This is a genomic window from Stenotrophomonas sp. GD03794, assembly GCF_029842145.1.
Taxonomy (GTDB): Bacteria; Pseudomonadota; Gammaproteobacteria; order Xanthomonadales; family Xanthomonadaceae; genus Stenotrophomonas; species Stenotrophomonas riyadhensis.
In genome coordinates, this window is the sequence record NZ_JAOCFV010000030.1 from 39,058 (window position 1) to 58,399 (window position 19,342).

The following is a 19,342-nucleotide window of genomic DNA, read 5'->3' on the forward strand; positions in this document are numbered from 1 at the left end:
ATGAGCGAGATCACAGGCTTCACCGCCGACACCGCCGCAGCACTGCCGCTGTACGTGCTGGACCGCGAGCAGTTCGCGTCCTGGAAGGCAGGCCAGCCGGCCGCCACCCAGGCATGGCTGGCGTCGCAGGGTTTCACCGCCGGCGCGCACAGCGTGGCCCTGCTGCCCGGCACCGATGGCCTGGCCGGTGCGGTGATGGGTGTGGGTGATCGTGGTGATGCCTACAGCTATGCGCATGCCCCGCACGCGCTGCCGGAGGGCAGCGTGTGGCAGCTGGCCAGCGAACTGCCGGCCGCCGAACAAGCGCTGCTGCAGCTGGGCTGGGGCCTGGGCAGCTACCGCTTCGACCGCTACCGCAAGCGCAACCGCGCCCCGGCTCAGCTGGTGGCTGCACCGTCCGGTGAAGTGGCCGACCTGATCGCCGCCAGCCTGCGCGTGCGTGACTGGGTCAACACCCCGACCGAAGACATGGGCCCGCAGCAGCTGGAAGATGCCGCGCGCGCGCTGGCCGATGCACATGGTGCGCAGGTCGATGCGATCACCGGCGATGAACTGCTGAAGCAGAACTTCCCGGCCATCCACGCCGTGGGCCGCGCCTCGCACCGCGCACCGCGCCTGGTCGTGCTGCGCTGGGGCAAGGACACCGATCCGGCGCTGGTGCTGGTCGGCAAGGGCGTGTGCTTCGATACCGGCGGCCTGGACATCAAGCCCGCCGACGGCATGCGCAACATGAAGAAGGACATGGGCGGTGCGGCACACGCGCTGGCCCTGGCCGGCCTGGTGATGGCGCGCGGCCTGCCGGTGCGGCTGACCCTGCTGGTGCCGGCAGTGGAAAACGCGATCGGACCGGATGCCTTCCGCCCGGGCGAAGTGATCGCCACCCGCAAGGGCCTGAGCGTGGAGATCGACAACACTGACGCCGAAGGCCGCGTGATCCTGTGCGATGCGCTGACCTTCGCCAGCGAGCAGAAACCGGACCTGGTGCTGGACTTCGCCACCCTCACCGGCGCCGCGCGCATTGCGCTGGGCCCGGACCTGCCGGCGCTCTTCAGCAACGACGACAGCGTGGCCCAGCAGTGGCTGCAGGCCGGCGACGCGACACGCGACCCGGTCTGGCGCATGCCGCTGTGGCGCCCCTACCTGCGTTACCTGAGCAGCGGCATCGCCGACCTGGCCAACGCCGGTTCGCGCATGGCCGGCTCGGTGACCGCCGCGCTGTACCTGGAGCGTTTCCTGAAAGACGGCCAGCGCTGGGCGCACCTGGACGTGTACGCCTGGAACGACGGCGAACGCCCGGGCCGTCCGGCCGGTGGCGAAGCGCTGGCGCTGCGTTCGGCGTGGGCGATGCTGAAGCAGCGCTACAGCTGATCGGGTGGGTGCCGACCTTGGTCGGCACGCCGTCCCCGGCAAACTTGACGAAAAATTGAATACCGGGCCTGGAAGGGTTCTGCGAGGATGTGTGGGTCGACCACCCACACGCTCCGTGAAGGCAGGACTCCGACCATGTCGCTCTTCCGCTACACCCGCGCTGGCCAGACGCCGGGCGCACCGCGCAGGCATTCGCCGCTGCCCTGGATCGCACTGATCGCACTCATTCTGGGTGCGGTGGCGCTGGCCTTCGCCTGGCTGGCCGGCTGGATTGGCGACCGCCTGACCGCGCAGCGCTTCACCGACACCATCGAAGCTACCGGCCCCGCCCATCCCGGGTTCCGTCGTGCGCACAGCAAGGGCATCTGCGTAAGCGGTTGGTTCGAACCCAGTGCGCAGGCCCCTACCCTGTCCAGCGCCCGCGTGTTCTCGCAGTCACGCGTACCGGTGATGGGCCGCCTGTCGATCGGCGGCGGCGATCCCTACGGCGCCGACAACACCGCACGCGTACGCAGCCTCGCGGTGCAGATGGTCAGCGATGATGGCCAGGAATGGCGCATGGCGATGAACAGCTTCCCGTTCTTCGCCGTGCCCAACGCCGAGGCGTTCTACGAGCAGACGCGCGCCGCCATCCCCGACCCGGCCACCGGCAAGCCCGACCCGCAGAAGATGGCCGCCGTACTGGCCAGGTACCCCAGTGCGCAGGCTTTCCAGCAGTGGGCCAAGACGGCGCCGTGGACCAGCAGCTGGGCCGACACCACTTTCAACAGCGTCAACAGCTTCTGGTTCACCAACGCGCAGGGCCAGAAGCGCGCGGTGCGCTGGCGCTGGCAACCGCAGGCGCCGGTGGTCGAGATGGATGCGGAAACCCGCAAGCAGGCCAGCGTCGATTTCCTCAGCCAGGAACTGCAGCAGCGCCTGGCCAGCGGCCCGGTGCGCTGGAACCTGGTCGTGACCACCGCCGAGCCTGGCGATGCCATCGATGATCCGTCGGTACCGTGGCCCGAATCGCGTGATCAGGTGGTGGCCGGCGTACTCAGCCTGGACCGCATGCAGTCGCAGGAACAAGGCGCGTGCGGCCAGATCAACTTCGATCCGCTGATCCTGCCCAGTGGCGTGCGTGGCAGTGACGATCCGATCCTGGCGGCCCGCTCGGCGGTGTATTCGCAATCCTTCAACCGCCGCGAACGCGAGCGCGCCACCGGCAACGTCGAGCAACCGAAGGAGGCCGCACGATGAGCACCGGCAACGGCCACTTCAACCTGCTGGCGCGGGTGCTGCACTGGTCCATGGCACTGATGATCATCGCCATGCTGTTCATCGGCGTGACCATGGTCGCCTCGCTGCACCTGCGGCCGATGCTGATCGATCTGCATCGCCCGTTGGGCATCGCGATCGGCGTACTGGTGCTGCTGCGCCTGTACAACCGGCTGCGCCATCGCCCGCCACCGCTGCCGGCGGATCTTCCGGTGTGGCAGGTGATGGCGGCCAAGGCCTCGCACTGGATGCTGTACGCGCTGATGCTGGCGATGCCGCTGATCGGCTGGGCGATGCTGTCGGCCGGCGGTTACCCGATCGTGCTGTGGGGCGGCCTGCACCTGCCGCCGATCGTGCCGCACACCCCGGCGCTGTATGCCGCGTTGCGCAATGCGCACAGCCTGCTGGCATATGTGTTGTTCGCCACGGTGCTGATGCATGTGGGTGCGGCGCTGTTCCACCTGTGGGTGCGGCGGGATGGCGTGTTCCAGGCGATGGCGCGCGGGAAGGATTGATCGGGTTCGCCGGGCGTTCCCGGCGGATTGTTTCCGCGACCGCGGGGGGTGTCACTTTTCTTTTCGCGCGAAAAGAAAAGTAACCAAAAGAAACGCGCCGCCAGAGCGCGAGCCGGTGCTGCGCACCGGTGCCCTGTGCTTCTCGGTGAATCAGGGGACGGCGCCGAACTCGCTGCGCTCAAACACCGGCGCCTCTTCGCCCCTGATTCCCCTGCGATGCTCGGCTCGCTCAAGGCGGACCCAAGGTCAAATGCCACAGCTGCACCCAGTAGATCCACGCCATGCGTGGATGCTCTAGCTGTTGATCTTGCCCTTCAAGTCCGCCTTGAGCGAGCCGAGCACCGCAGGTCCGGCGAGGGCGAAGAGGTGCGGGTGTCTGAGCGCAGCGAGTTCCCGCGCCGTCCCTCGACGGACCGAGGAGCGCAGGGCACCGGCGTGCGCAGCACGCCGGCTCGCGGCCGGCGGAGCGTTTCTTTGGTTACTTTCTTTGCGCGCAAAGAAAGTGACACCCCCCGCGGTCGCGGAAATGACATCACCGGGAAAGGCAGGGCGCTGCTACAACCACCCCTTCTGCCGCGCCAGCCGGTACGCCTCGATCCGATTGGCCACGCCCAGCTTGCCGATGCACTCGGACAGGTAGTTGCGCACCGTACCGTGCGACAACCCCAGCTGCTCGGCGATCTCACTGGCGGTGCGGCCCTCGCCCGCCAGCCGCAGCACGCGGCGCTCACGGTCGGTCAGCGGGTCGGCCTGCGACCACGCATCCAGTGCCAGCTGCGGGTCGATCGCGCGGATGCCCTGCTTCACCTTGCGCAGGGCATCGGCCAGGTTCTCGGCCGGTGCGTCCTTCAGCAGGTAGCCCAGCACCCCCGCCTCCAGCGCGCGACGCAGGAAGCCGGCACGGGCGAAGGTGGTCACGATCACCACCTTGATCGGCAGTTCCTGGCGGGCGATGCGCTGCGCCAGTTCCAGTCCGCTCAGGCCCGGCATCTCGATGTCGGTGACCAGGATGTCCGGCTGCAGCTGCTGCAGCATCCGCCACGCGGTTTCGCCATCGGCGGCGCTGCCCAGCACTTCGATGTCCGGCTCCAGGCCGAGCAGCGCCGACAACGCACCGCGCACCATCGCCTGGTCTTCGGCCAGCAGGATGCGGATCATGCGGCACCGTCCTGCGCCAACGACGTAGGCGACAGCGGCGTAGTCGCGGCCATCAACGGCACGCGCACCGTCAGCACGGTGCCCGCCCCGCGCGGCGACTGCAGCGTCAACTGGCCACCCAGTGCTGCGGCCCGCTCACGCATGCCGCAAAGTCCATTGCCCTCGGCCTGCACGCCGCCACGGCCGTCATCGCGTATCTGCATCGCCAACTGTCGTTCCTCAAGCATGAAATCCACCTGTACCCGGGTCGCCTGCGCATGGCGCACGATGTTGGTTGCCGCCTCGCGCAGCACCAGCGCCAGGCCACGTTCCACGTCCACCGGCATCGCAGGTGGCGTCGTGTACTGCAGATGTACCTGCTGGCATTCCAGCAGCAGGCGCGCCGATGCCAGCTCGCCAGCAAGATCGCTGGCGCGGATGCCGGTCACCGCACTGCGCACCTGTGCCAGCGCTTCGCGGGCAATGTCCTCGGCCTCGCCGATCTCCTGCCGCGCGCGTGCATCACCGCGGTCGTGCAGCTTGCGCGCCAGTTCCAGCTTCAGCGTGATCAGCGACAGGGTATGGCCCAGCAGGTCGTGCAGGTCGCGGCCGATACGCTCGCGCTCGGCGGTGGTCGCCAGCCGCCGCACCTCGTCCTGGGACAGCTGCAGGGCGACGTCCCGTTGATGGCTCAGGGCCTCCACGTTCACCACCAGCCCGACGATGAACGAGACCGCCGGCATCCACACCATGGCCTGCCACGGATATCCGAAGTACAGCGCGGTGCTGCAGAACAGAAGGTTCAGCCCGGTGAGCTGCAGCAGGTACTGCCACCAGCCGCCGCGGCTGCTCATGCGGATCATCACGCAGCCGAACACGAAATAGCTCAGTCCCGAGGGATACCACGGCAGCAGTACCAGGGCCATCACGATCATGCCCAGCGCGTAGCGCCATGCATGGTGCCGTGGCGCCAGCATCACCTTGGCGTAGAGCAGCAGGAACAGCGGATAGCTGACCAGGGTCAGCAACAGCCAGCGCAGGGTGAAGCCGTTCCCCAGCACCGGGGTGAGGAAGATCCATACCGACCACAGCAGGTGGATCGCACCGCTCCAGGGCGATTTGCCACGTCGCAGCAGCTCGGCCACCGCCGAATCCGGTGCGGGGCGCAGCAGGGACGCAAGCCAGCTCGACGACACGGGAGAATCCAGGCGGGGACGATCGCTGCCGATCATGCCAGTTCAGCCGATCCGGCGCAGGCGACGGCGCGCCAGCAGCAGCGCGACCACCGTGACCGCCAGCAGCACCAGCAGGTGGCCGGCCACGCTGCCCACCGACGGCAGCCCGACCACCGGCAGCGCCAGCTGCGCCAGATGCCAGGTCGGCCACAGTGGGGCCATCGTCGAGAACAGCGTGGGCAGCGCCGACAGCGGCAGCCACAGGCCCGACAGCAGGGCCAGCGGCAGGTAGACCAGGTTGACCATCGCCGGTGCCGCGCTGGCACTGACATGGCTGCCGATCAGCAGGCCGATCGCCCCCAGCGGCAGCGCCGCCAGGCCCGCCACCGCCAGCAGCTGCAGCACCTGCAGGGCGTGCAGCTGCACACCACCGAGCACATGCGCCACGCCGATCAGCAGCAACGCCACCAGCAGCGCGAACATCACCGCCATCGCCAGCCGCGCCAGCAGCGGTGCCGCCGCCGGCATCGGCAGCGCGCGCTTGAGGGTCAGCAGGCCGCCTTCTCGGTCCAGCGCCAGCTGCACGCCGAAGCCGAACAGGGCCGGGGCCATCGCACCGAACACGCAGTAGGTGGCCAGCAGGTACAGCGGCGCGTGACCACGTCCGAGCAGCACGCCGAACAGCAGGTAGAACAGCACCGGGAACAGCAGCGAGGGCACCGCGAACGCCGGCGTGCGCCAGGCGCGGCGCAGTTCAGCCATCAGCTCGGCGCGGTACGGGCGCAGTGCCTGGCGCCATGCAGATGGCGGCGCGGGTGTGGTGCCGGTACGGGTCATCGTGTTCATGCGGCCTCCCGGGTCATGTCGAGGAAGGCGTCGGCCAGCGCCGCGCCCTGTACTTCCAGTTCGCGCAGCTGCGCATCGGCGGCCAGCAGGCGCGCCACTACCGGCTCGGCCGGGCTCGCCAGCAGCTGCAGGTGCTCGCCGTCGCGCCGCACCTCCTGCACGCCCGGCCACTGCTGTACGTCCTCAATGGGCAATCCACTACGGCAGCGGATGCGGCGTGGCCGGTCGGCCAGGCGCAGCTCGCTCAAGGGCGCATCGGCCAGCACCCGGCCCTGCTCCAGCACCACCACCTGCTGCGCCAGCGCTTCGGCCTCCTCCAGATAATGGGTGGTCAGCAGCACGCCGCAGCCTTCGGCCACCAACTGCCGGATTGCCTGCCACATCGCCTGCCGCGCCTGGATATCCAGGCCGGTGGTGGGCTCATCCAGGAACAGTACGCGTGGCCGCCCACACAGCGCGATGGCGAACTGCACGGCGCGCTGCTGGCCGCCGGAGAGCTGGCCATAGCGGCGGCCTGCAAGCGCCTGCAGGCCGGCGCGCTGCAGCACCTCCTGCAACGGCATCGGGTCGGGATAGCAGGCGCTGGCCTGCGCCACCAGTTCGTCCACCTGCAGCATCGGCGGCAGGCTGGTGCTCTGCAGCATCACGCCCAGGCCGATACGGCTGGCGCGCTGCTGCGGGTCACCGCCAAGCAGCTCGACCTGGCCGGCGTCGGCGCGGCGCAGGCCCAACAGCACGCTGATCGCGGTACTCTTGCCGGCACCGTTGCGGCCCAGCAATGCGAGCACCTGGCCAGCGCGAACCTGCAGGTCGATGCCCTGCAGGGCGGTATGGTCGCGGTAGCGCACCTGCACCTGCTGCAGGCGGGCCAGCGACGGGGCGATCGGATCCATGGGCGGTACCGGTAGCGGGGACGTTGCCATCCTGTGCCGCCGTGGTCACGTTTCGCAGTTGCCGCCGTCAGTGTCATCGGGTGACAGCTGTCACTGCCGTCATCGCTGTGCCTGCCTTCATGCTGTGCCGCACGCTCCACCGCCGGAACCGCCGCCGTCCGCTCTTCCGGCCACACCCGCCCGAACGCCTGTGATGGAACGAATGAACGCTTCTGCCGAGCTGTTGAAGGAACTCCGTATCGACCGCAAATCGCCGCCGCCCGCCTCCGGTGGCGGTAGCAATGGCGGTGGCCGCCGCTGGCTGTGGATCGCGATCATCGTGGTCGTGCTGCTGGTCGCCGCCGCCGTCACCTTCCTGTTCGGCCGTGCGCCGGCGGTGGAGGTGGAAACCGCACCTGCCGTGGCCATCCAGCAGGGCAGCGCCAGCAGTTCGGTGCTCGATGCCAGCGGCTATGTGGTCGCCCGGCGCATGGCCACGGTCTCGGCCAAGATCACTGGCAAGGTGCGCGAGGTGATGATCGAGGAAGGCATGCGCGTGGAGCAGGGCCAGATCATGGCCACGCTGGACCCGATCGATGCCGACGCGCAGCGCAGCCTGTATGCCTCGCAGCTGCAGGCCGCACGCAGCCAGGTGGCCGGTCTGGAGGCACAGCAGAAGCAGGCCGCCGCCGAAGCCAGCCGCCTGAAGGCGCTGGTCGGCCAGCAGCTGGTGTCGCGCTCGCAGTACGACCAGGCCGTGGCCCAGCGCGACAGCCTGCGTGCCCAGCTGGATACCGCGCAGCGCAACGTCAAGGTTGCCAACGACCAGCTGGCCATCGCCGACCTGGGCGTCGACAACAACATCGTGCGTGCGCCGTTCTCCGGCGTGGTCACCGCCAAGGCCGCGCAGCCCGGCGAAATCGTCTCGCCGCTGTCGGCCGGCGGCGGCTTCACCCGCACCGGCATCGGCACCATCGTCGACATGGACTCGCTGGAGATCGAAGTCGAGGTGGGCGAAGCCTTCATCGGCCGCGTGCAGCCGAAGATGCCGGTGGAAGCCACGCTCAACGCCTATCCGGAGTGGAAAATTCCCGGCGAGGTGATCGCCATCATCCCCACCGCCGACCGCGGCAAGGCCACGGTGAAGGTGCGCGTGGCACTGAAGGTGAAGGACCCGCGCATCGTGCCGGAGATGGGCGTGCGGGTCAGCTTCCTGGAGCAGGCGCAGCCGCAGGCGGCGGCCAAACCGCAGGGCGTGCGCGTGCCGGCGGGCGCCGTGGTCCAGCGCGAGGGCGCCTCGGTGGCCTTCGTGCTGGGCGACCAGAACCGCGTGCAGCAGCGCACGGTCGAGGCCGGCCAGGCGATGGGCAAGGACCGCCAGATCCTCAAGGGCGTCAGCGCGGGTGAGTCGGTGGTGGTGAACCCGCCCGACACCCTGCGCGATGGCGCCAAGGTGCAACAGAAACAAGCGCAGTAACGGCCTGGCGCCCACGGGCGCCGCCGGCAGCACCGCTCGACGCACGCCTGCGGCCCCCGCCGTGGCGCTTCCCCGTTTCCCGCCTTCCGTGGAGAACCACCCATGTCGACCCTGGTTTCACTGCGCAACATCACCAAGACCTACCAGCGTGGCCCCGAAAAGGTGCAGGTGCTGCACGGCATCGACCTGGACATCGCCAGCGGCGACTTCGTCGCACTGATGGGTCCGTCCGGCTCAGGCAAGACCACCCTGCTCAACCTGATCGGCGGCCTGGACAACCCCAGCGGCGGCGAGATCAGCATCGAAGGCGAGCGCATCGACCAGATGAGCGGCGGCCAGCTGTCGACCTGGCGCAGCCACCACGTCGGCTTCGTGTTCCAGTTCTACAACCTGATGCCGATGCTGACCGCGCAGAAGAACGTGGAGCTGCCGCTGCTGCTGACCCATCTCAATGCCGCGCAGCGCCGCCGCAATGCCGAGATCGCGCTGACCCTGGTCGGCCTGGCCGACCGCCGCAACCACCGACCGAATGAGCTGTCCGGCGGCCAGCAGCAGCGCGTGGCGATCGCGCGGGCGATCGTCTCCGACCCGACCTTCCTGATCTGCGACGAGCCCACCGGCGACCTCGACCGCCAGTCCGCCGAGGAGATCCTCGGCCTGCTGCAGCAGCTCAACCGCGAGCATGGCAAGACCATCATCATGGTCACCCATGACCCGAAGGCCGCCGAGTACGCCACGCACACGGTGCACCTGGACAAGGGCGAGCTGGCCGACGCGCCGCTGGCCCACTGACGGAGGCCACGGCGATGAAATACTTCTCGTTGGTGTGGGCGCAGCTGTTCCGCAGCCGCACCCGTACATTGCTGACCCTGCTTTCGGTGGTGGCCGCGTTCCTGCTGTTCGGCATGCTCGATTCGGTACGCGTGGCATTCACCTCCGGCGGCAGCGTGGAAGGCGCCAACCGGCTGGTGGTCGCCTCGCGGCTGTCGATCACCCAGTCGCTGCCGATCCGCCTGGAAGCCCAGGTGCGGCAGGTAGCCGGCGTGCGTGACGTGGCCTACGGCATGTGGTTCGGCGGCATCTACCAGGACCCGAAGAACTTCTTCCCGAACTTCTCGGTGTCACCCAACTACTTCGATGTCTACCGCGAGCTGCAGATCGATCCGGCACAGCTGGAGGACTGGAAGCAGACCCGCACCGGCGCCATCGTCGGCGAGACCCTGGCCAAGCAGTTCGGCTGGAAGATCGGCGACACCATCCCGCTGCAGGCAACGATCTTCCCGCGTGGCGGCAGCAACGACTGGCCGCTGGAACTGAAGGGCATCTACCGCTCCAAGGACCGTGCGCTGGCCGCCAACGAAGAACGCCAGCTGATGATGAACTGGAAGTACTTCGATGAATCCAACGACTACATCAAGAACCAGGTGAGCTGGTACACGGTGACGCTGGACAACCCGGACCAGTCCTCGCGGGTGGCGCAGGCGATCGATGCGATCTCGGCCAACTCCGACCACGAGACCAAGACCCAGACCGAATCGGCGTTCCAGCAGGCCTTCGTCAAGCAGTTTGCGGACATCGGCATGATCGTCACCTCGATCATGGGCGCGGTGTTCTTCACCCTGCTGCTGTTGACCGGCAACACCATGGCGCAGGCCGTGCGCGAGCGCGTACCCGAACTGGCCACGCTGAAGACACTGGGCTTCAAGGACAGCACCGTGCTCACCCTGGTGATGGTGGAGTCGGTGCTGCTGATCGGCCTGGGCGGCCTGATCGGCATGGGCCTGGCCGCGCTGATCCTGCCGGCGATTGGCCCGAAAAGCATGGGCATGCTGCCGCCGCACGTGCCAACGCCGACCTGGCTGATGGGGCTGGGCCTGATCGTGGTGATCGGCATCATCGTCGGCCTGTTGCCGGCGCTGCGTGCCAAGCGCCTGAAGATCGTCGACGCACTGGCCGGCCGCTGAGGAGAACGCAGACATGTTCAAGAGCAAACTCAAGAAGTGGCTGGGCAACGGCGTGACGGTGCTGCTGCTGGTGATCGGCCTGGTGCTGTGGATCAGCCTGCCGTGGATCGGCGTGCTGGCCGTGGCCGTGCTGGTGGCCCTGTGGCTGCTGCTGACCCGCGGTGGGCGACTGGCACTGGCCGCCACCCGCATCGGCGTGGCCAGCCTGCCGCAGCGCTGGGGTGCGTCCTCGGTGATCGTGGTCGGCATCGCTGGCGTGGTCGGCGTGCTGGTGGCGATGCTGGCGATGGGCGAAGGCTTCCAGGCCACCCTCAACAACACCGGCGATGACACCACTGCCATCGTGCTGCGTGGCGGCTCGCAGGCCGAAACCAACTCGGTCATCACCCGCGAGCAGGTACCCACGCTGTCCACCCTGCCCGGCATCAGCCGCGATGCCGAAGGCCGGCCGTTGCTGTCACCGGAGCTGTCGCAGGTGGTCAACCTGGTGTCAAAGTCCGATGGTACCGACGTCAATGCGCAGTTCCGCGGCGTCGGCCCGCAGGCGTGGGCGGTGCATGACAAGGTCAAGATCGTCGAAGGCCGCAAGTTCGCCACCGGTCTGCGCGAGATCGTGGTCGGCCAGGGCGCCAAGGGCCAGTTCCGCGATATGGAGGTGGGCAAGACGTTGACCCTGGGCAACCAGACCTGGACCGTTGTGGGCGTATTCGCCACCGGCGACGCGCATGATTCGGAACTGTGGACCGACGCCGACACGCTGGCCACCACCTACCAGCGCAGTGCGTGGCAGTCGATCAGCGTGCGCACCGATGGCAAGCCCGGCTTCGAGCAGTTCAAGGCCGCCGTCGCTGCCGACCCGCGCCTGAAACTGGACGTGGAAACCACCCGCGTCTACTACAGCAAGCAGGGCGGTGGCCTGACCAAGCTGATCGACATCCTCGGCAAGGTGATCGGCACCATCATGGCGGTGGGTGCGGTGTTCGGTGCGCTCAACACCATGTATGCAGCAGTGGCCACGCGCGCGCGCGAGATCGCCACCATGCGCGCGATCGGCTTCCGCGGCCTGCCGGTGGTGACGGCGGTGATGCTGGAGACGATGCTGCTGGCCCTCCTCGGCGGCCTGCTCGGTTGCGCAGTGGCATGGCTGCTGTTCAATGGCTACAGCGTGTCCACCATCGGCAGCAACTTCAGCGCGGTGGTGTTCAAGTTCCACGTATCGCCGGAACTGCTGTGGACCGGACTGAAATGGGCATTGGGCATCGGCCTGGTCGGTGGCCTGTTCCCGGCACTGCGCGCGGCACGTTTGCCCATCACCACGGCGCTGCGCGAAACCTGAGCATCACGCAGCGACAGACTGCGCATCACGCAGGGGGACGGAGCGAAGGCTCCGTCCCTTTTTCGTTGCCGAACTCAGCAATCCACCGCCGCGACATCACACGGCGGGCGCCGCTGGGCCAGATGCTGGCGAAGCGCCTCCTCCGGCGCGCACGCCGTGCCCAACGCGTGCTGCTCGCCCGTATGCCGGTCGACGAAGATCGGTCCATTGCCGGCCAGCGCATCCGAGATCTCGCCGGATTGCAGGTAGCGCAGCGACTGGAAACAGAACAGCCAGCCTTCAACCACTTCATGCTCGTGCGTGATGGCAACCGGCTCATCGTCGCTGGCAAGTGCAGCCTCCACGCGGCGGCGTGCTTCTTCGAGCTGGATCATTCCTTCATCTCCTGCGTTCGACGAAATCGCGAAGAGCATTTCATGCACGCAGGCGCATCACAACGGAAGAGCACCTGCGCATCGCCGCGCTCTGCGACGTGTTGTCGCAACCACTCAAGCATGCCGGGTTCGCGCCGCTATCGATGCCTCTGCCCATCGCAAACGCAGCGCGCGTGACGCTGCGCACAGCGCATCTGTGGATTGTTGGTTGCGATTCATTTTCGCGCACATCCGTGGCGCAGAGACAAACAGTTGCGAATGGAAACATTCTAGAATCGCGCCCCCCACGTTGGTTTGCAGCACCCCACGCGCCCATAGAACGGGCGCATGTTTTTCTTGAAACACGAGATTTCACGGATGTCCCTGAAAACCACTCCGCTGCGCAACGCGATCGTCATCGCGCTGGCCGCCAGCTGCACCACCCCCGCCTTCGCACAGAGCACCGGCGACGCCACCACCACCCTCGACCGCATCGAAATCACCGGCTCGCGCATCCGCCAGGCCAGTGTCGAGACCGCACAGCCGGTGATCGCGCTCAACCGCGCCGAGATCGAGAAGAAGGGCTACGTCAACGTCGCCGACATCCTGCAGGACATCCCCGCTGCAGGTTCGCCGAGCATGAGCCGCGCGTCTTCGCTGACCTCCTCGCGCGACTTCGGCGGCATGTACGTCAGCCTGCGCAACCTCGGCCCGGAACGCAGCCTGGTGCTGATCGACGGCCGCCGCATGGGCGTCAGCGCCGGCGGCTACTCCGACCTGGCCTCGATTCCGTCGGCCATCGTCGAGCGCGTGGAAGTGCTGACCGATGGCGCGTCCGCGCTGTACGGCTCGGACGCCATCGCCGGCGTGGTCAACATCATCACCCGCAAGAACTTCGACGGTGGCGAAGCCAGCGTCTATGTCGGCCAGTACGGCCAGGGTGACGGCCAGAAGCGCTCCTACAGCGCAACCTTCGGCAAGACCTTCGACCGCGGCTGGTTCACCGTGGGTGCCGAACGCACCAAGGAAGACGAGGTGCTGGGCAAGGACCGCGAGTTCAGCCGTTACACCAACGGCCCGCGCCACCCGAACGATGGCCTCAACGGCAACACCCCGTGGGGCTACGTCACCGTCGGTGGCAAGAACCTGACCGTGGGCCCGGGCGGAGACCCGAGCAAGGCCGGCAACTTCCATGCGCCGGATCCGGCCGATGGTGCCAACAGCAAGACCAACATGAGCCTGCTGACCGGCCTGGAGCGCACCTCGGTGTTCGCCAACGGTGGCTTCTCGATCACCGACAACCTGCGCATCGTCGCCGACGCGCTGTACAGCAAGCGCGAATCGACCAAGCACCTGGCCGGTTACCCGTACTCGGTCAGTGCCGCGCAGGCACGCAACGGTAGCCGTGCTGCGCTGTCCAAGGACAGCACGTTCAACCTGTGGGGCCAGGACGTGCTGTTCGCACACCGCTCCGAGGAGCTGCCGCGCGGCACCGAGAACAATCTGGAAACCAAGCGCGCCAGCGTCGGCCTGGAAGGCAGCTTCGAAACCGGTTCGCGGTACTGGGACTGGAACGTCAGCTACATGTACAACCGCAATGAAGGCGAGCGCATCGGTACCGGCAGCATGTACCAGCCGCACGTCAACCAGGCCGTCGGCCCGTCCTTCATGGATGGCAGCGTGGCCCGCTGTGGTTCGCCGGGTGCGGTGATCGCCGGCTGCGTGCCGTGGAACCCGGCTGCACCGATGGGTTACACCGGCCCGGGCTCGCTGAGCAACCAGGACGTGCAGGACTACCTGTTCGCCCGCTTCGTCGACAAGATGAAGAGCACCACCAAGGTCGCCAGCGCCAACATCTCCGGTTCGCTGTTCACCATGCCGGCCGGCGACATCATGGGTGCGATGGGCTTCGAGCATCGCAGCGAAGAAGCCAGCTACACGCCGGACATGAAGGTGCAGAAGGGCGAGATCGCCGGCACCAGCGGCCAGCCGACGCGTGGCGACTACTCGCTCAACGAGGTCTACCTGGAGCTGCAGGTGCCGCTGCTGGCCGACCTGCCGTTCGCCCGCGAGCTGTCGCTGGACGTGGCCGGCCGCTACTCGGACTACAACAACTTCGGCTCGACCACCAACAGCAAGTTCGGCCTGAAGTGGAAGCCGATCGACAGCCTGCTGGTCCGCGCAACCTATGGCACCGGCTTCCGTGCGCCGACCGTGGATGACCTGTACGGCGGTACCGTCACCACCCGCGATTCGTTCACCGATCCGTGCGATACCTCGTTCGGTACCGCGGCCACCAGCCCGACCGTTGCTGCCCGTTGCCAGGCGCTGAAGGTGCCAGCCAACTTCCGCCAGCTCAACAGCGATGGCACCGTTGCCACCAAGCCGGGCCAGCAGTCGACCGTCGACTTCAACTCGGGTTCCAACGCAGCGCTGAAGCCGGAAACCGCCAAGACCTGGACCGTGGGCCTGGTGTACAGCCCGGACTTCGTGGCCGGCCTGGATGTCAGCCTCGACTGGTGGAAGATCCGCATCAACAACGCCATCGTCTCCGAGACCGCCAGCAGCATTCTCGAGCAGTGCTATGTGCAGGGTTCGGACGCCGCCTGTGGCCGCTTCACCCGTGGCAGCAACGGCCAGGTCAACAGCCTGGACCGCTCGCTGGTCAATGCCGGTTTCCGCGAAACCGCCGGCTATGACGTCAACGTGCGTTACCGTCTGCCGGAAACCACGTTCGGCCAGTTCGCCGTCAACTGGAACACCACCTACACCGACTACCTGAAGCAGCGCAACGACAACGCCGCGACCACGCCGGTGGAGCAGCGCACCAGCTGGGGCGGCGACTTCCGCGTCCGCTCGACCTTCAACCTGGATTGGCAGTACGGCGACCTCGGCATCGGCTGGACCGCGCGCTACTACTCCAGCATGAAGGAGAAGTGCTCGTACATGGACGAGTGCAACCTGCCGGGCTTCAGTTCGTCGTACACCAGTGCATCGCCGACCAACAAGGTGGGCTCCAACACCTTCCACGACCTGCAGGTGCGCTACAGCCTGCCGTGGGATGGCACCGTGTCGCTGGGCGTGAACAACGTGTTCAACCACCAGGGTCCGATCATGTACAGCCAGCCGAACAGCAGCTTCACCTACTACGGTGGCTTCGACATCGGCCGCTTCATGTACATGAAGTATCAGCAGCGCTTCTAAGCCTGCAACCGCGTTCCCGCCACAGCCATCTCTCTCCTGGCTGTGGATGGAAGCAGAGCGGCGCCCCTCGGGGCGCCGTTCTTTTTTGGGAAGCGGGGTCGGATCCCTTCGCCCCGCGAAGGGCTCTGACCCCGTTCCATGCGACCCCGTCCTGGTCAGCGCCTTGCGGCGCGCATCGTGCGGATGTTGTCGCCGACGAACAGCACCAGGCCGGCCCAGATCGCGGCAAAGCCGATCGCCTTGGCGGTGTCGAACGCTTCGTGGAAGAAGAACACACCCAGCAGCAGCTGCAGGCTCGGCGCGATGTACTGCAGGATGCCGACCAGCGACAGCGGAATGCGTTTCACACCGTAGGCGAAGCCGATCAGCGGCACTGCGGTGACTGCGCCGCCGAAGATCAGCAGCAGGTCGTTGCGCCAGCCCCAGCCATGGAAGAACGCGCCGCCGTGGCCATTCTCGGCCCAGATCGCGAAGGCCAGCGCCGGCAGGAACAGGTACATGCTTTCCACGCCCAGGCCGGCCACCGGGTCGACTGAAACCAGCTTGCGCAGCAGGCCATACAGGCCGAACGAACAGGCCAGGCCCAGCGCGATCCACGGCGGTGTGCCGGCGTCGATGGTCAGCCAGGCCACGCCCACCGCCGCCATCGCCACCGCCACCCACTGCAGGCGGCGCAGGCGTTCCTTCAGCACCAGCACGCCCAGCAGCACGTTCACCAGCGGGTTGATGAAGTAGCCCAGGCTGGTCTCGATGACATGGCCGGCGTTGACCGCCCAGATGTACAGGCCCCAGTTGAAGGCGATGGTCAGGCTCGACACCAGCAGGATCGGCAGCGCGCGCGGCTGTGCGGCGATCTTCTGCCACCAGCCCAGGCGCGAGCTGAGCAGCAGCCAGCCCAGCACCAGCACGGTGCTCCAGATGATGCGGTGGGCGATGATCTGGAACGAGGGCACCTCGTTGAGCAAGTGCCAGTACACCGGCACCAGTCCCCAGATCACGAAGGTGGAAGCGGTGACCAGCAGGCCCCGGCGTTGTTCTTTCTCATCCATGCTCATTTCTTTCTTGTCCTTGCCATCGTCAGCACCACCACACCCAGAAGAATCACCACCATCGCCAACAGGTCGCGCCAGCCGAACCGCTCACCGTTGAGCAGTGCGCCCAGCAGCACCGCGATCACCGGATTGACGTACGCGTAGCTGCCCGCCAGCGCGGGGCGCACGTTCTGCAGCAGCCACACGTAGGCGGTGAACGCGACGATGGAGCCGAACACGCACAGGTAGGCCATCGCCAGCAGGCCACCGGTATCGGGCAGCGTGGTCGGGCGCTCGCCTACCGCCAGGCCGATCAGCACCAGCAGCACGCCACCGCAGACCATCTGCCCGGCAGCGGTCATGAACGGGCCCGGCAGGTCCAGCCCACGCGCCCACACCGAACCGAAGGCCCAGCCGATCGGCGCGATCAGCAGCAGCACCAGCCCGGTCGGCGAGGCCGTCAGGCTGCTGCCGGCGTTGAGCCAGACCACGCCCAGGAAACCGATGGCGATGCCCAGCCATTCGCCCTTGCTGGCGTGCTGGCCGCGCAGCGCCGAGAACAGCGCCATCCATAGCGGCACCGAGGCCACCGCCGTGGCGGCCAGGCCCGAGGACACCTCGCGTTCGGCCAGGACCACCATGCCGTTGCCCAGCACCAGCATGGTCACGCCCATGATGACCAGGTTGCGCCATTGCCGCAGGGTCGGGTTCGGCAGCTTCCAGAACAGGCGCAGCGCAAGGAACATCAGGCCGCCGGCAATGATGAAGCGGCTGCCGGAGACCATCGTCAGCGGCAGTGCGCCGCCGTGCAGGGCCTTGGCGATGCCCAGGTAGGTCGAGCCCCAGACCACGTAGACCAGCAGCAGTGCCAGCGCGACAAGGCCACCCCGGGGGGCAGCCGCAGACGAAGAGGGGGGAGCCGACATGACACACCAGGGAGCCGGGGGAAGGCGGATTCTAGGACGTTTTGAGTATGGTCCGGGACCCCATACGGTGGCACGCTGTCATCCATCCATGCACCCTGCTCTGGTCTGCTACCCCGTGTTGACGGTCGATGCAGTACCAAGAGGGCTGCCCGGCCCCGCCGCCCCAAGGCCGGGCGCCGTTTTCCCTGCGCACGGACGCGCCGCATCGAGGATTCTCACCCAGATGAGCACCACGTCCCAACCTGCTGTCCCCGCGAACGACCGCGCCGCCCTGCGGCGGTCGATCTCCAACACCCTCAAAGGCTCCGCCGGCAACCTGGTGGAGTGGTACGACGTCTACGTGTACTCGGTGTTCGCCGTGTACTTCGAATCGCAGTTCTTCTCGCCCGATGACAAGAACTCCACGATGTACGTGTGGGCGATCTTCGCGGCGACCTTCCTGATGCGCCCGATCGGCGCCTGGTTCTTCGGCCGCTTCGCCGACCGCCATGGCCGCCGCCTGGCGCTGACCGTCTCGGTCACGCTGATGGCGCTGTGTTCGTTCCTGATCGCCATCACCCCCACCGCCGCCAGCATCGGCATCTGGGCCGCGGTCATCCTGCTGTTTGCGCGCCTGCTGCAGGGCTTCGCCACCGGTGGCGAGTACGGTGCCAGCGCCACCTACATGTCCGAGGCCGCCATTCCCGGCCGCCGCGGCTTCCTGTCCTCCTTCCACTACGTCACCCTGGTCGGCGGCCATGTGCTGGCCCAGCTGACCCTGCTGCTGATGCTGACCTTCTGGGGCAAGCCGGAAATCTCCGAGTGGGGCTGGCGCATTGCCTTCGGCATCGGCGGCATCGCCGCGGTGGTGGTGTTCTGGCTGCGCCGGGGCATGGACGAGTCGCTGTCGGAGTCGTCCATCGAGGCCGCGCGCGAGGGCAAGGCACAGAAGTCCGGCTCGATGTACGAACTGTTCGTGCACCAGTGGCGGCCGCTGCTGCTGTGCTTCCTGATCACCGCCGGCGGCACCGTGGCCTTCTACACCTACTCGGTGAACGGCCCGAAGATGATCCAGAGCGCCTTCGCCGGCAACGATCCGATGACCGGCACCCTGATCAACCTGGGCGTGCTGGCGTTTCTGATGGTGCTGCAGCCGGTCGGTGGCTGGCTGTCGGACATCATCGGCCGCAAGACCCTGCTGGTGTTCTTCGGCGTCGGTGGCGTGCTGTACAGCTGGTACCTGATCACCCAGCTGCCGCACCAGCATGACGCCACCCTGGCGTTCCTGACCCTGGCGCTGGCGTTCGTCATCCTCACCGGCTACACCTCCATCAACGCCGTCGTGAAGGCCGAGCTGTTCCCGACCCACGTGCGTGCACTGGGCGTGGGCCTGGGCTACGCGCTGGCCAACTCGCTGTTCGGTGGCACCGCCCCGCTGCTGTACCAGGGCGCGCTGAAGACCGGCCACGTCGACTGGTTCGCCATCTACGTGACCGCGACGATCGCGGTATCGTTGGTGGTCTATGTGTTCTTCCTCACCAACAAGGGCCCGAACTGGCTCGACGGCACCCGCAAGTAAGCGCGTCGTCATGATCGCGGCCACCGGTGCATTGCCGGTGGCCGCTACGTCTCCCGCCACGCCATTGATGTGGATCGCGGCGACGCTGGCCGCAGCCACGGCATTGGCCTGGCTGCTGCGCCGCCCCAACGCGCAGGCCGCGTGGCCGCGCATCGGATTCGGGATTGCCCTGCTGGTGTTCTGCGCCGCGCTGGCGCTGCAGCTGGCGGTGGACCTGGGCAGCGGCCACAGCTCGCTGCAGCTGCGCCTGCATCGCGGCATCAATGCAGGGTCGCCGGTTGGACTGCGCACGATGGTGGCGTGCTATCTGGCAGCGCTCGCCG

The 19,342-nt window shown here is 67.4% G+C and carries 17 protein-coding genes; 10 read left to right on the forward strand and 7 right to left on the reverse strand.

Annotated elements, in window-relative coordinates; translation table 11 throughout:
- The 3 genes from N5D91_RS15640 (at position 1) to N5D91_RS15650 (ending at position 3,140) form a co-directional block, all read left to right on the forward strand.
- Positions 1-1,368: a M17 family metallopeptidase gene (locus N5D91_RS15640; RefSeq protein WP_180855218.1), complete on the forward strand. Its 1,368-nt coding sequence runs from the start codon at positions 1-3 to the stop codon at positions 1,366-1,368.
- A 135-nt stretch (positions 1,369-1,503) separates the two neighbouring features.
- Positions 1,504-2,607 (forward strand): catalase family peroxidase, encoded by a 1,104-nt coding sequence (locus N5D91_RS15645; protein ID WP_110710788.1) that lies wholly within the window; start codon positions 1,504-1,506, stop codon positions 2,605-2,607.
- On the forward strand, positions 2,604-3,140 hold the full coding sequence (locus N5D91_RS15650; protein WP_012509795.1) for a cytochrome b: 537 nt from the start codon (positions 2,604-2,606) through the stop codon (positions 3,138-3,140). Before N5D91_RS15645 ends, N5D91_RS15650 begins: the two co-directional genes overlap by 4 nt.
- Positions 3,141-3,695: 555 nt before the next feature.
- Here N5D91_RS15650 and N5D91_RS15655 read toward each other — a convergent pair.
- Genes N5D91_RS15655 through N5D91_RS15670 form a run of 4 tightly spaced genes read right to left on the reverse strand, consistent with a single transcriptional unit; the run spans position 3,696 to position 7,191 of the window.
- Positions 3,696-4,298 (reverse strand): response regulator transcription factor, encoded by a 603-nt coding sequence (locus N5D91_RS15655; RefSeq protein WP_014035676.1) that lies wholly within the window; start codon positions 4,296-4,298, stop codon positions 3,696-3,698.
- Complete coding sequence (locus N5D91_RS15660; protein WP_180855219.1) at positions 4,295-5,509, reverse strand: sensor histidine kinase; 1,215 nt, start codon at positions 5,507-5,509, stop codon at positions 4,295-4,297. The genes N5D91_RS15655 and N5D91_RS15660 overlap by 4 nt, the downstream gene beginning before the upstream one ends.
- A gap of 6 nt (positions 5,510-5,515) precedes the next feature.
- Positions 5,516-6,298, reverse strand: coding sequence for an ABC transporter permease (locus N5D91_RS15665; RefSeq protein ID WP_049399875.1), 783 nt, complete (start codon positions 6,296-6,298; stop codon positions 5,516-5,518).
- On the reverse strand, positions 6,295-7,191 hold the full coding sequence (locus N5D91_RS15670; RefSeq protein WP_180855221.1) for an ABC transporter ATP-binding protein: 897 nt from the start codon (positions 7,189-7,191) through the stop codon (positions 6,295-6,297). The genes N5D91_RS15665 and N5D91_RS15670 overlap by 4 nt, the downstream gene beginning before the upstream one ends.
- A gap of 202 nt (positions 7,192-7,393) precedes the next feature.
- On the opposite strand from N5D91_RS15670, the gene N5D91_RS15675 reads away from it, so the two are divergent.
- From N5D91_RS15675 to N5D91_RS15690, 4 genes are all read left to right on the forward strand, one after another.
- Positions 7,394-8,647: an efflux RND transporter periplasmic adaptor subunit gene (locus tag N5D91_RS15675; protein ID WP_180855223.1), complete on the forward strand. Its 1,254-nt coding sequence runs from the start codon at positions 7,394-7,396 to the stop codon at positions 8,645-8,647.
- A 102-nt stretch (positions 8,648-8,749) separates the two neighbouring features.
- Entirely contained in the window at positions 8,750-9,439 is a 690-nt protein-coding gene (locus tag N5D91_RS15680; RefSeq protein ID WP_071229387.1) for an ABC transporter ATP-binding protein, read from the forward strand.
- 14 nt (positions 9,440-9,453) lie between these two features.
- Positions 9,454-10,611, forward strand: coding sequence for an ABC transporter permease (locus tag N5D91_RS15685; RefSeq protein WP_032128170.1), 1,158 nt, complete (start codon positions 9,454-9,456; stop codon positions 10,609-10,611).
- A gap of 13 nt (positions 10,612-10,624) precedes the next feature.
- Positions 10,625-11,947 (forward strand): ABC transporter permease, encoded by a 1,323-nt coding sequence (locus N5D91_RS15690; RefSeq protein WP_180855225.1) that lies wholly within the window; start codon positions 10,625-10,627, stop codon positions 11,945-11,947.
- A gap of 74 nt (positions 11,948-12,021) precedes the next feature.
- Here N5D91_RS15690 and N5D91_RS15695 read toward each other — a convergent pair whose 3' ends face one another.
- Positions 12,022-12,321 carry a YrhB domain-containing protein gene (locus N5D91_RS15695; RefSeq protein WP_180855227.1) on the reverse strand — a complete coding sequence of 100 codons (300 nt, stop codon included), beginning with the start codon at positions 12,319-12,321 and terminating at the stop codon, positions 12,022-12,024.
- A 357-nt stretch (positions 12,322-12,678) separates the two neighbouring features.
- On the opposite strand from N5D91_RS15695, the gene N5D91_RS15700 reads away from it, so the two are divergent.
- Positions 12,679-15,504: a TonB-dependent receptor gene (locus N5D91_RS15700; protein ID WP_180855228.1), complete on the forward strand. Its 2,826-nt coding sequence runs from the start codon at positions 12,679-12,681 to the stop codon at positions 15,502-15,504.
- Between the two features lie 155 nt (positions 15,505-15,659).
- Here the strand turns inward: N5D91_RS15700 and rarD are convergent, their stop codons facing one another.
- Together rarD and yedA are read right to left on the reverse strand one after the other, a co-directional pair.
- Positions 15,660-16,559, reverse strand: coding sequence for an EamA family transporter RarD (gene rarD, locus N5D91_RS15705; protein WP_110710780.1), 900 nt, complete (start codon positions 16,557-16,559; stop codon positions 15,660-15,662).
- Positions 16,556-17,461, reverse strand: coding sequence for a drug/metabolite exporter YedA (yedA, locus tag N5D91_RS15710; RefSeq protein ID WP_110710779.1), 906 nt, complete (start codon positions 17,459-17,461; stop codon positions 16,556-16,558). Before yedA ends, rarD begins: the two co-directional genes overlap by 4 nt.
- A 223-nt stretch (positions 17,462-17,684) precedes the next feature.
- Here yedA and N5D91_RS15715 point away from each other — a divergent pair, with 223 nt between their 5' ends.
- Together N5D91_RS15715 and N5D91_RS15720 are read left to right on the forward strand one after the other, a co-directional pair.
- Positions 17,685-19,019 carry an MFS transporter gene (locus N5D91_RS15715; protein ID WP_043035190.1) on the forward strand — a complete coding sequence of 445 codons (1,335 nt, stop codon included), beginning with the start codon at positions 17,685-17,687 and terminating at the stop codon, positions 19,017-19,019.
- A 10-nt stretch (positions 19,020-19,029) separates the two neighbouring features.
- Positions 19,030-19,342: hypothetical protein (locus N5D91_RS15720; protein WP_279922705.1), on the forward strand; the 313-nt coding region annotated here is incomplete at its 3' end.

What these genes read in the sequence shown, in the direction of transcription:
- N5D91_RS15690 (WP_180855225.1), top strand. Translation starts at nt 10,625, where the DNA reads ATGTTCAAGAGCAAACTCAAGAAGTGGCTGGGCAACGGCGTGACGGTG.
- N5D91_RS15695 (WP_180855227.1), bottom strand. Translation starts at nt 12,321, where the DNA reads ATGATCCAGCTCGAAGAAGCACGCCGCCGCGTGGAGGCTGCACTTGCC.
- N5D91_RS15680 (WP_071229387.1), top strand. Translation starts at nt 8,750, where the DNA reads ATGTCGACCCTGGTTTCACTGCGCAACATCACCAAGACCTACCAGCGT.
- N5D91_RS15715 (WP_043035190.1), top strand. Translation starts at nt 17,685, where the DNA reads ATGAGCACCACGTCCCAACCTGCTGTCCCCGCGAACGACCGCGCCGCC.
- yedA (WP_110710779.1), bottom strand. Translation starts at nt 17,461, where the DNA reads ATGTCGGCTCCCCCCTCTTCGTCTGCGGCTGCCCCCCGGGGTGGCCTT.
- N5D91_RS15700 (WP_180855228.1), top strand. Translation starts at nt 12,679, where the DNA reads ATGTCCCTGAAAACCACTCCGCTGCGCAACGCGATCGTCATCGCGCTG.
- N5D91_RS15685 (WP_032128170.1), top strand. Translation starts at nt 9,454, where the DNA reads ATGAAATACTTCTCGTTGGTGTGGGCGCAGCTGTTCCGCAGCCGCACC.
- N5D91_RS15670 (WP_180855221.1), bottom strand. Translation starts at nt 7,191, where the DNA reads ATGGATCCGATCGCCCCGTCGCTGGCCCGCCTGCAGCAGGTGCAGGTG.
- N5D91_RS15650 (WP_012509795.1), top strand. Translation starts at nt 2,604, where the DNA reads ATGAGCACCGGCAACGGCCACTTCAACCTGCTGGCGCGGGTGCTGCAC.
- N5D91_RS15645 (WP_110710788.1), top strand. Translation starts at nt 1,504, where the DNA reads ATGTCGCTCTTCCGCTACACCCGCGCTGGCCAGACGCCGGGCGCACCG.
- N5D91_RS15655 (WP_014035676.1), bottom strand. Translation starts at nt 4,298, where the DNA reads ATGATCCGCATCCTGCTGGCCGAAGACCAGGCGATGGTGCGCGGTGCG.
- N5D91_RS15665 (WP_049399875.1), bottom strand. Translation starts at nt 6,298, where the DNA reads ATGAACACGATGACCCGTACCGGCACCACACCCGCGCCGCCATCTGCA.
- rarD (WP_110710780.1), bottom strand. Translation starts at nt 16,559, where the DNA reads ATGAGCATGGATGAGAAAGAACAACGCCGGGGCCTGCTGGTCACCGCT.
- N5D91_RS15640 (WP_180855218.1), top strand. Translation starts at nt 1, where the DNA reads ATGAGCGAGATCACAGGCTTCACCGCCGACACCGCCGCAGCACTGCCG.
- N5D91_RS15660 (WP_180855219.1), bottom strand. Translation starts at nt 5,509, where the DNA reads ATGATCGGCAGCGATCGTCCCCGCCTGGATTCTCCCGTGTCGTCGAGC.
- N5D91_RS15675 (WP_180855223.1), top strand. Translation starts at nt 7,394, where the DNA reads ATGAACGCTTCTGCCGAGCTGTTGAAGGAACTCCGTATCGACCGCAAA.